12 protein-coding genes are annotated in these 12,304 nt (G+C 42.9%); 5 read left to right on the top strand and 7 right to left on the bottom strand.

Annotated elements, in window-relative coordinates; translation table 11 throughout:
• Positions 1 to 29 precede the first annotated feature (29 nt).
• Positions 30 to 491 (top strand): DUF29 domain-containing protein, encoded by a 462-nt coding sequence (locus AACV78_RS23280; protein ID WP_194009938.1) that lies wholly within the window; start codon positions 30 to 32, stop codon positions 489 to 491.
• 33 nt (positions 492 to 524) lie between these two features.
• Positions 525 to 1,175: an ABC transporter permease gene (locus AACV78_RS23275; protein ID WP_194009937.1), complete on the top strand. Its 651-nt coding sequence runs from the start codon at positions 525 to 527 to the stop codon at positions 1,173 to 1,175.
• Between the two features lie 11 nt (positions 1,176 to 1,186).
• Here AACV78_RS23275 and AACV78_RS23270 read toward each other — a convergent pair whose 3' ends face one another.
• Positions 1,187 to 1,798, bottom strand: a complete 612-nt coding sequence (locus AACV78_RS23270; RefSeq protein ID WP_194009936.1) for a DUF1802 family protein — start codon at positions 1,796 to 1,798, stop codon at positions 1,187 to 1,189.
• A gap of 125 nt (positions 1,799 to 1,923) precedes the next feature.
• Between AACV78_RS23270 and AACV78_RS23265 the strand changes: the two genes are divergently transcribed.
• Positions 1,924 to 2,883 carry an aldo/keto reductase gene (locus AACV78_RS23265; protein WP_194009935.1) on the top strand — a complete coding sequence of 320 codons (960 nt, stop codon included), beginning with the start codon at positions 1,924 to 1,926 and terminating at the stop codon, positions 2,881 to 2,883.
• A gap of 262 nt (positions 2,884 to 3,145) precedes the next feature.
• Positions 3,146 to 5,017 (top strand): serine/threonine-protein kinase, encoded by a 1,872-nt coding sequence (locus AACV78_RS23260; RefSeq protein WP_194009934.1) that lies wholly within the window; start codon positions 3,146 to 3,148, stop codon positions 5,015 to 5,017.
• 154 nt (positions 5,018 to 5,171) lie between these two features.
• Here AACV78_RS23260 and AACV78_RS23255 read toward each other — a convergent pair whose 3' ends face one another.
• A complete protein-coding gene (locus tag AACV78_RS23255; protein WP_194009933.1) occupies positions 5,172 to 5,813 on the bottom strand; it encodes a Uma2 family endonuclease in 642 nt (213 codons plus the stop codon).
• Positions 5,814 to 5,909: 96 nt separating this feature from the next.
• Positions 5,910 to 6,416, bottom strand: a complete 507-nt coding sequence (locus AACV78_RS23250; protein ID WP_194009932.1) for a helix-turn-helix domain-containing protein — start codon at positions 6,414 to 6,416, stop codon at positions 5,910 to 5,912.
• A gap of 258 nt (positions 6,417 to 6,674) precedes the next feature.
• Between AACV78_RS23250 and AACV78_RS23245 the strand changes: the two genes are divergently transcribed.
• Entirely contained in the window at positions 6,675 to 7,919 is a 1,245-nt protein-coding gene (locus AACV78_RS23245) for an SGNH/GDSL hydrolase family protein (protein WP_194009931.1), read from the top strand.
• A 98-nt stretch (positions 7,920 to 8,017) separates the two neighbouring features.
• On the opposite strand, the gene AACV78_RS23240 is transcribed toward AACV78_RS23245, so the two are convergent.
• From AACV78_RS23240 to AACV78_RS23225, 4 genes are all read right to left on the bottom strand, one after another.
• Positions 8,018 to 8,953, bottom strand: coding sequence for a branched-chain amino acid ABC transporter permease (locus AACV78_RS23240; protein ID WP_194009930.1), 936 nt, complete (start codon positions 8,951 to 8,953; stop codon positions 8,018 to 8,020).
• Between the two features lie 45 nt (positions 8,954 to 8,998).
• Positions 8,999 to 9,568, bottom strand: a complete 570-nt coding sequence (locus AACV78_RS23235; RefSeq protein WP_194009929.1) for a GNAT family N-acetyltransferase — start codon at positions 9,566 to 9,568, stop codon at positions 8,999 to 9,001.
• A 47-nt stretch (positions 9,569 to 9,615) separates the two neighbouring features.
• A complete protein-coding gene (locus tag AACV78_RS23230; protein ID WP_194009963.1) occupies positions 9,616 to 10,566 on the bottom strand; it encodes a branched-chain amino acid ABC transporter permease in 951 nt (316 codons plus the stop codon).
• Between the two features lie 154 nt (positions 10,567 to 10,720).
• The gene (locus AACV78_RS23225; RefSeq protein ID WP_339383783.1) at positions 10,721 to 12,037 is read right to left on the bottom strand and encodes an ABC transporter substrate-binding protein; all 1,317 of its coding nucleotides are present in this window, start codon (positions 12,035 to 12,037) and stop codon (positions 10,721 to 10,723) included.
• Between the last annotated feature and the right edge of the window lie 267 nt (positions 12,038 to 12,304).

The following is a 12,304-nucleotide window of genomic DNA, read 5'->3' as shown; positions in this document are numbered from 1 at the left end:
GTTTTAGTAACTAAGCTGATAATCAAACGATGCACAGTCTTTACGAGACAGACTTCTATGCTTGGACGCAAGAACAAGCCAAGTTACTTCGCAAGTGTCAGTGGAGTGAACTTGACTTGCCAAATTTAATTGAGGAGATTGAATCTTTGGGCAAACAGGAACGTCAAGAACTTAGAAATCGTTTGAGCATTTTGCTGGGACATTTGCTGAAGTGGCAATATCAGCCCCAGCAGCGCAGTCGTAGCTGGCTGTCTACAATTCGAGTGCAGCGGCGGGACACTCAGAGACTGATACAGGATAACCCAAGTCTGAAACCTTACTTGCAAGAAGCTTTCCAAGAAGCTTATCAAAACGGTAGAGATTTGGCAGTAGGAGAAACCGATTTACCTCTTAAAACATTTCCTCCAAACTGCTTTTACAGCTTAGAGGAAATTCTGGACTTTCGCTTCTATCCTGGTGAAGAAAGTCCTGAAATGGAAAATGATTTATAAGATTGACAGCAATCAGCAATAACCAATAACCCGATGATAATTTTTATCAACCGCTATGGCGCTGAAATAATTCAGCGCGTACTCGAACACTTATATTTAGTAACTGTCGCAATTTCGATCGCAATTATTGTCGGGATTCCCCTAGGGATTTTAGTAACGAGAAAACCCCACTTGAAAAAGCCGATTTTGGGATTTGCAAATATTATGCAAACAATTCCCAGTTTAGCTTTGTTTGGCTTGCTCATTCCGATGCCCGTTGTGGGAGGAATAGGCGATCGCACGGCAATCATCGCCCTCACACTTTATTCCCTACTGCCCATTATCCGCAACACTTATACCGGGATTGTCGGTGTCGATCCGGCGATCGTAGCAGCCGGGAGAGGTATGGGAATGACGGATCTGCAACTGTTATGGCAAGTAGAACTTCCCCTAGCGCTGGGCGTAATTTTGGCGGGAGTACGAGTTGCTGCGGTAATTGCGATCGGGCTAGCAACTATTGCCGCTGCAATTGGTGCCGGCGGCTTGGGCGTGTTTATTTTTCGCGGCGTTGCTACAGTCAACAATCAGTTACTTTTAGCTGGGGCAATTCCGTCAGCTTTAATGGCATTAGCAGCAGATTTTGGGCTGGGTTTAGTAGAAGGACGCCTCTCGAAAAGTACATTAAAAAGTATTAATGAAGACTGAAGTGCGAACGATCAAATTGTCAGTTTTGTGATTTTCTGCGAACCAGAAGCATTCGGAGGATTCGCCATCAGATTGCGGATTTCATTTGAACGTTCAAGGTATTCTCGATTGCATAAAACAGCTTCGCTTCCCTCCAGGGAAATAGGACTAGCCAAATCTATCCAAGAACGGCAACCGCCGTAGGCAGAAATGTACGGAATTTCTAGATTTTGGGCTAACCGATAAGCCCGCAGTAGTAAAATATAAATTGGCTGATTTTGTTGCCATTTCAGGCGGTCGCCGACAAATTTTTCATTCCAGATATGGTAAGGAAAAAGCGCCGTAATTGCAGGTTTACAAGCTACCAAAAAAACATCGGTAATCTCAGCCCAACTGCTAATTTTAATAAATTCTGGATGCCAACCAGATTCTACCGTTTTCACCTGACTCGCAAAATCTGGCTTTAATAAATCCGGCTGTTGGTGTTCAAAAGTTGGATAAAGCAAAACCTGCTTGTCAGCAACATTAAACTGTCCTGCTTGCTCGCGAATGCCTCCCTTTCGCAACAGTACAATCGTTTTGCCCTCTTCCAAAGCATTAACCGCTACATTCCATTCTTTCAGCGCGCGAGTAGTTGATTTCATAGAATTTAGTTTGGTTTTAACCAAAGTAACAAAATCGGTAATTTACAGCAATTATAACAACTTTTTTCTGTTAAAATTAGATGGTTTGAGGGTAAATAGTAAAAATTCAAATTAGGGCTATAGCTATGGAAAAGCGACAATTGGGAACATCGGGAATTCAAATTAGCCCGATAATTATGGGGACTTGGCAAGCTGGAAAGCGGATGTGGGTGGGAATTGAGGATGCCGAAACTGTCAAAGCAATGCGCGCCGCTTTTGAGGCCGGTATTACCACCTTTGATACGGCGGAGGTCTACGGAGAAGGACATTCGGAACAAATTATCGGCAAAGCGCTTTCAGATGTGCGATCGCAAGTAGTTTATGCTAGCAAAGTTTTTGCCAATCATCTCAAACCCGATTTGGTAGTCGAGGCGTGCGATCGATCGCTAAAAAACCTCAACACCGATTATATCGACCTTTACCAAATCCACTGGCCCGCCGGGACTTGGAATTCCGAATTAGTGCCCGTTGCAGAAACAATGGACGCGCTGAACAAATTAAAAGAACAGGGGAAGATTCGGGCGATCGGCGTTTCCAACTTCTCCCGCGCCCAAATAGCAGAAGCCGCCCAATACGGACGCATCGACAGCTTGCAACCGCCCTATTCTCTGTTTTGGCGCTGGGTAGAAAAAGAGGCCATGTCCTACTGTGTAGAAAATAATATCTCAATCGTTGCCTACTCATCTCTAGCTCAAGGAATATTAACAGGTAAATTTGGGCCAGAACACAAATTTGAAGAAGGCGATCACCGCGCCAAAAGCAAGCTGTTTATCAAGGAAAATTACGCCAGAGTGCAAACAGCATTAAATCAACTCCGGCCAATTGCCGATCGCCACCAAACAAGCTTGGGCAATTTAGCATTAGCCTGGTTAATCGCCCAGCCGCAAACCAACGCAATTGTTGGCGCGCGCAATGCCGAACAAGCCACCGCTAATGCCAAAGCTGCCGAAGTAAAGCTGAGTCAAGAGGACTTAAAAGCAATAGACGCGATCGGGCGAACAGTCACCGATAGTTTAGATGACAACCCAGTCATGTGGAACTTCTAAAATAGTTAATTTCTCGCTGTTGACAGTGAGGACTGAAGTCCTTCTTTTCTCAACTCAAAAAATAAGACTAAAGTCCTCACTACAAACCAAATTTGGTATTTTATGTTAATTTTTAAATGTTCGTAATGAGGACTGAAGTCTTTCTTTATCTAAGATAGAAGGATTAAAGTCCTCACTACAAACTAAATTATCTAGACTCTGGAAACAGGTATAATATTTACTGCCTGATACAAATAATCTAAAATCCACCATCTAAAATCGAATGAGTTATTGCCTAAACCCCAACTGTTCCAAGCCCGAAAACCCGGATACAGCCAAAATTTGCCGAAATTGCCGGTCAAAACTGCTGTTGCGCGACAGATATCGGGCCATAAAGGCGATCGGACAAGGAGGCTTTGGCAGAACATTACTCGCCGTTGACGAAGACAAACCATCAAAACCCCGCTGCGTCATCAAACAATTCTTACCCCCAGAAACTCCACTCATCCCATCAGCCAGCAATCGCAATAGCAAAAAAGCAGCCGAACTTTTTGAACAAGAAGCAATGCGATTAGACGAATTAGGGAAACATCCTCAAATTCCCGAACTCTTGGCATATTCCATCCAAGACAACCGACAATATGTAGTCCAAGAATTTATCGATGGACAAAATCTAGCACAAATTGTAGCAACAGAAGGCACATTTACACAAACTCAAATTCAAGACTTACTCAACAGCTTATTACCCGTACTTCACTTCATCCACTCCCACAACGTAATTCACCGAGATATCAAACCCGAAAACATCATCCGCCGCGCCGACAAACAATTAGTTTTAGTAGACTTTGGTGCAGCAAAAATAGCTACAGGTACGGCTTTACTCAAAACAGGAACCAGCATCGGCAGCCCCGAATACATCGCCCCCGAACAAGCCAGAGGTAAAGCATTTTTTACCAGCGATTTATACAGTTTAGGCGTAACTTGCCTGTATTTGCTAACTCAAGTTTCTCCCTTTGATCTCTTCGATCCGGGCGAAGATGCCTGGATTTGGCGGCAATATTTGGCAAACAACCCGGTGAGTGAAGAAACGGGCAAAATCTTAGACAAAATGATTGAAAATGCTACGAACCATCGCTATCAAACGGCTGTTGAAGTCTTAACACAACTGAATCCAGAAGCAGCTAGTAAACTCACCATTCCTCAAACAATTACCAAAGCAGTCAAGCCTGCCGCCAATCCCAATCCGCCTCCTCAGCCAACTCATAACTGGCAATGTATTCACACCTTAACCGGACACAAAAATTTAATTTCCTCTGTAGATTTCAGCCCAAACGGAGAAGTTATCGCCAGCGGTAGCGATGACAAAACAATCAAGCTTTGGCAAGTACAAGAGGGGCAAGAAATAGTAACTCTCGCCGGACACACCAACTCAGTTCATACAGTAGTTTTTAGCCCCGATGGAAAGATACTTGCCAGCAGTAGCCACGACAAAACAATCAAATTTTGGCGGATGAAAGACGGGCAAGAAATACGCACGCTTGCAGGTCACAGCAACTCAGTTTATGGCTTAGTTTTCAGTCCCGACGGCGAAACTGTGGCTAGCAGCAGTTGGGACAAAACAATTAAGCTTTGGCGCGTGAAAGACGGGCAAGAAATCCGCACATTTAGCGGTCACAGTAACTTAGTTTACTGCGTCGCCTTCAGTCCTGACGGAGAAACTCTGGCTAGCAGCAGTTGGGACAGAACTATTAAGATTTGGCGAGTCAAAGATGGCAAGCTAATTCGCACGCTGACTGGTCATACAGACTGCGTGCGTTGTGTAGCTTTTAGTCCCAACGGAGAGTTTCTGGCGAGTGGCAGTCACGACAATACTATCAAAATTTGGTGGGTCAAAGATTGGCAAGAAATTTTAACAATTGCAGGTCATTCTTGGTATGTAGATTCGATCGCGTTTAGTCCCGATGGCGAAGTAATTGCCAGCAGTAGCAATCAAATTATCAAGATTTGGCGGGTAAAAAATGGTCAAGAACTTTGTAATATTTTAGGTCATACAAATTCTGTTTATTCCGTAAATTTCACCCCGGAAGGAGAGTTTTTGGCTAGCGGCAGTAGTGACAAAACTATTAAGATTTGGCAGAATATGATGTTTGTTTGATGACCCACAATCAAAATTATTTATAGTCGTTGGGCGGGGGCAGGTTTATGATAATTTTCTGTTTTAGGCCATTATTGTTGGTGAACCCTTCGGCTACGTTCAGGGCATCGCCTGCCCCTACAGGAATTACAATCCATTCACCGGACACGATGATTCAACCGTTCTCCCTTTCGATTTTTTGCCGTAACTCCCGAATTATTGTACTTGTATGGCGATCGCGCGACATTTGCCAGCATTCCTCCACAATTTCTGATACATTAAAATTGGGAAAATAACGGCTAACTGAACTTTCGACATATCGACCATTTTGCAAGCAGTAAATTATGAGCCTATTTTGCTTAAACAGCCACACCTCCGGCACTTGATAAGGCAAGTAATCATCTACGTCCGTGTAGCTAGTTACATCTACTTCAATTACTAAATCGGGTGGCGGTTCAACACCCCAAGCAATCCGATCTTTACCCAGAATGGCGGCGCAATTATCGATATAAAAACAATAATCGGGTTCAATTCCTCTTTCTTCCGGCAAATCCATCGTAATTGGTGTAAACGCTTCATAATCTCTGCCCAAGAAATCTAGCAAAACTTTGACGACATCAGCAATGATATTTGCTTGTTTTCCGTGTACGGGTAAAGGGGACATTAATAAAATCTCTCCTGGTCGATATTTGATGCGCGGAATTGAACGATCGCCCAATTGTTCTACAAGCGCTTGGTAATCCTGCCAACTACCGGGAAATTTTATCAGTGTTCCTGGTGGTAAATGAATCTTTTCTGGGGTGACGACTGCGAACATAAAACTTATACCTCCTGACTGAATTATATGTGTTTCAACCCAGAGTTGTCACTGTTTCAGATAAAGGGTTTGAGACTACAAATAAACTCATTCTTTTCAATCTACCTGCTTCACCACCTCCAAGGCTAGTCCTAGCACCCCTGCAATTTGCTCATCCTTCAAGCCCAACTCCCGTAATTTACCAACCATTTCAGTTTTACCTTGATTCGTGCCGTCATGGTAGTCGGGAGTCGCAGGCTGACTTTTATATGGCGTAGGAGTGGGTAGTTCTGAGCAACCATTGATATAGTTAATTGTGTTGCTATGACCAAAATTAGTAGTGCGATCGACCAAATTGCTCTTCAGATTTAATTGCCGTTCTAAAACAGATTCCAGATTACCTTTGTCAACTGGTTCACCAAAAACATTAGATAACATTTGTAAAAGCTTATAACCTACATCCTTAGCATGACCAGCCGTACAGCCATAAGTATCTGCAATATAATAATACTTTTGTCGCTTAAGTATTCCCTCTATAATTTTACGCTGCAAGTCATTTAGACGTTTGCCTGTCTTCGCGCTGAGCACTTCATCTACAAATTGCAATATATGGGCAGTGTCCATCAGTAGGGTTGTCAGAGAACTACGGTTAGTATAGCCGACTTTTTCCGTCTTTTTCCGTCTTTTTCCGCCCTGCATCCACATTTTATAAAGACCCGTCTTTTTCCGTCTTTTTTCTCTTTTCAGTTTTGGGCGATCGATATATGATACTCAAAAGTATAAAATTAGCTTCGTAAGACAAACATTAATTGTCTATAGGGATTGTCTTTTTGAGATAGTCACGGCGATTTAGACGAGATTTTTATCTATAAAAAAACTAAAATGAAAAAACTAAGTTTATGGGCGAAAAAACTCAGCCTAATTTTGGGAGGAATTATGGCTGGTGTTTTTATGGGAGAATTAGCTCTGCATCTGGGGGGAATTAAAGGTATAGAAAAACCAAGCGATCTTGCTTCTTTTGCAAGTTACACATTAGACGATCCCGCTGGTTGGTCATTGAAACCGGGTGCGTCTTTCGAGTGGCAGGGGGAAGGCGCTCGCTCCTTAATTCGCGCAAATAAAGATGGTTTGCGCGATCGCGAACATACTAAAGAAAAACCACCAAAAACTTTTCGGATCGCAGTGTTGGGAGATTCCTTTGCCGAATCTTTACAAGTACCGATGGAAAATACTTTTTGGTGGAAAATGAGAAAGCAACTCAATAAACAATGTACTGCTTTAGGCGATCGCAAAGTAGAGGTAATTAATTTTGGCGTTCAGGGCTATGGGACGGATCAAGAACTAATCACTCTGCGCCATAAAGTCTGGCAATATTCTCCAGATTTAGTGCTCTTAGCTTTTCTTCCTGGCAACGATATCATTAATAATTCAAAAAAACTTGAATTTTCTAAACGTAAGCCATTTTTTGTCTATAATAATGGCGAATTAGTTCTAGATGATTCTGGGTTGAACATTTCACAAAGACAACATAACTATTTAGAGTTTTCATCTGTTGATTATCTTCCGACTTGGTTGGTCAATCATTCACGCATCTTGCGGTTAGTCAGACAAATTGATTTAAATAATAAGAAACGTCTAGTTGAGACGATAGACAGAAAGCGCTCAGGTCATAACTTTCAAGAACCTATCGATCCAGTATGGAAAGAGGCTTGGCAAGTAACAGAAGGATTAATTACACTAATGAATCGGGAAGTCAAGACCCAAAAAGCAGATTTTATGATTTTGATTGTCAGTTCGGGAGTTCAAGTCAATCCTGAGCCTATGATGCGTCAAAGCTATGTGAAACGATTTAGGATTAAGGACTTGTATTATCCGAATCAGAGGATCAAAGCCCTTGGCGATCGCCTCAATATTACGACATTGGATACAGTCCCGCGATTGCGAGAGTATGCAGAAAAAAATAAAACTTGCGTACATGGCTTTCCCAATGCTATGCGCTGTGACGGTCACTGGAATAGTCAAGGTCATGAACAAGTTGCTCAACTTATGGCACAAAACTTATGCGATCGGTTCAAAGCAGAAGGTAAGGATTCCACCAACAATAACGCCCTAGTCAAGCAAAAGTAATATGATTCTTCTCACCTAAATAATAAAATTCTTAATAATTGTACATCATTGATATAGCCATTGATGAGGATGGGGCAAAATCGTAATACTATCTGTTTTTAAACAGAAGTACGATCGCCCTTCCTCCACCTCTTCAACAACTCCGGCGTCACCAAACCTTGCGGAAAAAATATCGTCCCCAAAACAATTAGCAACCCAAAAATAATTAACCGTCCATCCCGCAGAAATTGTGCCAACCAAAGCGGCAATCCCTGAATAGTCGCCATTCCCCTCAAAACCTCCGGCAAAGCAGTAAACACCATCCCACCCAAAACTGCTCCCAGAAACGTTCGGCTACCACCAATCAACACAGAAGTCAAGTAAATAATACTAGCATCAAAAGTACCTTGACGGGCGTTCCAAGTATTCAGGAAATGAGCGCTAACTGCACCCACAACCCCAGCTAAAACAGCACCTAACGTGAAAGCCAAAACCTTATAAAAAGTTGGGTTAATGCCGATCGCATCAGCCGCCAACTCATCAGCGCGGATTGCAGCAAAAGCCCGCCCCACCCGAATCCGTTCCAGCCGATACACAATCGCCATACTTACCAACAGTAAAGGTAGTACAATCCACAAATACTCGATCGGCGTCGCAAACGGTTGCGGAATCCCAAAAATCCCCACAGCCCCGCCAGTGATATCTAAATTCAGCGATAAAACCCGCAAAATTTCCACAAAAGCAATAGTTGCGATCGCCAAATAAATGCCACTTAACCGCAGGGCCGGAATTCCCACTAAAATCCCCAGCAACCCCGAAACAGCCCCTGCAATTATCATCTCCAATAACAACAATGGCAGAGGAAACAAACCCCCTGTCTGTTGAAACACCGTTGTAGACAAAATCGCCGCAATATACCCGCCTAAAGCATAAAAACCAGGGCTAGCCAGAGACAACTGTCCAGTCATTAGAGGCAAATACAGTGACATTCCCAACATTGCACCCAGCAACATCGAGACAATCAGAAACCCATAAGTAGTAAAAAATGTAGCCATTTGATTTTAGATATTTTAGATTAGAATTTATTAAGGAAAATCGGGTTAGCTTGGTTTCCAATTTGGATTGATTAAGCTAGTCTGAATATGGTCTTCCCACCGACCATTTATCAACAAATAGTCTCTAGAGTAACCTTCTACCATAAATCCTAATCTTTTAAGTAGATTACCGCTACGCTGATTGTGAGGTATATAATTTGCTATAATGCGATGTAAATTTAACTCTCCAAAAACATATTGAATTGCAACTCGCACAGCTTCCGTCATATAACCTTTACCTTGTTGCGCTTCTGCCAGATTATATCCCAAAAAGCAAAACTGACCGGCACCTCGTACAAAATTATCAAAGTTAACGTTGCCGAGAATATACTCAGGATTAGCCTTATCAAAAATCCACAGCTTTAAAGATTTGTCAGACTCAAATCCTTGGAAATCTTTCTCTACTTGTTTTTGCCAATAACTTTCCGTTAAAAAATTCTCCGCCCAATGTCGGTGCCAGGGAGTAAAAAACTTTTGATTTTCACTATAAAATTTAATAATTTCGCAGATATCGTCTTGATTTGCTAATCGCAACAAAAGGCGATCGCTTACAATTAATGGAACTTCTAATTTCATATAATATCCATTTAGCAACTGAGGCACTAGAGTTATGGCAAATAATTCTACACTTTTTGAATCAAACGTCGTCCAAACAAACCCTGCGGCCTAACCAACAGCATAATAAACAATATAGCAAAAGCCACAGCATCCTTATAAGCCGAAAAATCCCCCGGTACGAAAGCCTCCACTAAACCAATTAAAAACCCACCCAAAACAGCCCCAGGAATACTCCCTAATCCACCAAGTACAATCACCGCCAAACCCTTCAAACCAAAAGCAATACCAAAATACGGCCCAGCAATACTCACACTAGAACCCACCAAACTCCCCGCCAAACCAGCCAGAAAACTGCTCACAAAAAACGTCAAAACAATATATCTGTCAGTATCAATACCCAACAGACTAGAAGTAGTAGCATCTTCAGCCACCGCCTGCATTGCTTTACCAAATTTAGTGAAATTTATTAAGTAAGTTAGAAGACTAACAACCGCAATAGCTACGCCAAAAATCAGTATTTGAACAGTGCGAATAGGAATCTGTTTATCTGCCGTACCAAAGTTAATAGCTGCCGGCAAATTGCCGTAAGTATTAGTAGGAAAAGTGTAAATTTCAGCACCGACAAGATACTGGATGATATTAGCGATCGCCACCGCCGCCCCCAAACTAGAAACCACCGTCAGCAGAGGATCTGAGTTTCTGCGGCGCAAAGGCAAAAAAGCAACTCTTTCAACAATTACTCCCACCAAACCAGCCAGCGTACTGCCCAAAATTATGGCCACAGCAAAAGGAAACTGTACGGGAATTCTCGCATTAGCCAACAACCCGTTAAAACCAAAAGCACCGCCCATCAGCGCATAAGTGAAATAAGCACCCAAAGTAAACACTGCACCGTGAGCAAAATTAATAATTCCGAGAATAGAAAACACTAGGGTGTATCCCAGGGCAAAAATAGCATACACGCTGCCGATCGACAAACCATTCAAAAATTGTTGCAGAAACAGAGTTAAGTCCATCACCAGTTAAGAATTGAGCCTCACATCGAAATCATTCAACAACAAAAAACATACAATTTTTACTCTGACTTCTGACTTCCCCCCTTGGGGGGGCGGGGGGAGACTTCAGAGTCACACTCAATAAATCATCCGTGTATCCGTGTCGTGGCTGACTTCATTTCAAAAACTCAAATTTACCGTTATTACCATCAGCATCCATTTTTATCTGTGCCACATAAAACTCTTTCTGATTGATTTCACCTTCAGGCGTAAAAGAAATTTCCCCCAAAGGCGTATCGTACTTTCCACTCAACAACTGCTGATTCAAATTTGTACGCAATTCTGCCAAAGGCTTTTGGCTAACCTTAGACTTAGCATTAATTTCTTTTAATGACTCAACAAAAACTTGTACGCCAGTAAAAGCTTGAGCGCTAAACTGAGGAGGTTCCTTCTTAAATTGAGCGCGATAAGCATCACGAAAAGCCTTATTAATCTCATTCTGATATTCCGGGCTGTATGCTTGGGCAATTAAGACCCCCTCGCAAAGAGCCTTGCAAACCGAAAATACATTGGAAGTATTCAGACCGTTGCCCCCAATGATAACGCCTTTGTAGCCCAACTCCCGCAACTGCTTAATTAAATTGCCTCCATCGGCGGCCAACCCAGAAATAATTATCAAATCGGGCTTGACATTTATCCCATTAGTGGCTTGAGATTGGAAATCTGTATCAGTAGTCAAGAATTTTTGGACTGTTGCCAATTCCAGTCCCATATCTTTAACCGTTGCCTGAAAAGTTTCAGTTTCAGATTTGCTAAAAGCATCATTCTGAGCAAAAAACACGGCTACTTTCTTAATATTGGGATTTTGCTTCAGGGCCGCTTTAACTGCATTAGGTGCTACCACGGCGACAGGCGCGGAGACTCTGGCCACATAATCACCAATCTGGGGAATGCCTTTAGCGGTGTTGGATGGTCCGAGTACGGGAATTTTGGCGCGATCGGCGATCGGATCGGCACTAAAAGCCTGCTGCGACAAAGTTGGGCCCACAATACCCACCACCTTATCCTGATTAATCAGAGTATTGAAGGCATTGATCGCCCCTTGTTCATCTCCACCCGTATCTTGGAACACCAGTTTAATCGGCGTCCCATCCACACCGCCCTTATCGTTGAAATACTTCTCAGCAATTTTCGCCCCAGCCACCTGTTCCTGACCGAGCAAAGCCACATTGCTAGTTTGCGCCACCCCAACCCCAACGGGAATAGCGGTAGAGTTCCCCGCAGCCGAACCTTGTAGCGAAGTTCGCGGAGAGGGCGAAGTACCTGGAGATACTGTAGTCGATGTCTGGGGAGTGTTCGTCTGAGTGCAAGCCATCAGCAGTGAAGCGCAGGTAACGAACAAGGCACTAGGGCGAGGGGCAGGTTTTTTCATGAGCGGGCGATCGAACACATATATATATAGAACATCTGTCTGTACAGATATTCTACCCATTGGCGGAAGAGTCCCCTGAAAAAACCTTACTAATACTGATCGAAAGAAGCGATATCCCGAGAACCAGAGCCCGGCAATAATAAAATTGATTTGACTCAGCAGTGGAAAGCTTTGCTGTATATGGTTTTCAAGGCAGGCAGAAAACTTTGCAAAAAAGCTTGACAACTCAGGGGAGAGTTGATATATTAATAAAGCGCCAAAGAGAAGGCGGTTGACACCGCGGACTTAAGGCAAAAAACTGAACCTAGAAAAAAGAATAGTTTGAAA

It is taken from the genome of Tychonema sp. LEGE 07196, from assembly GCF_963890365.1.
Lineage (GTDB): Bacteria > Cyanobacteriota > Cyanobacteriia > Cyanobacteriales > Microcoleaceae > Microcoleus.
This window is presented reverse-complemented; position numbering and strand designations above follow the sequence as displayed.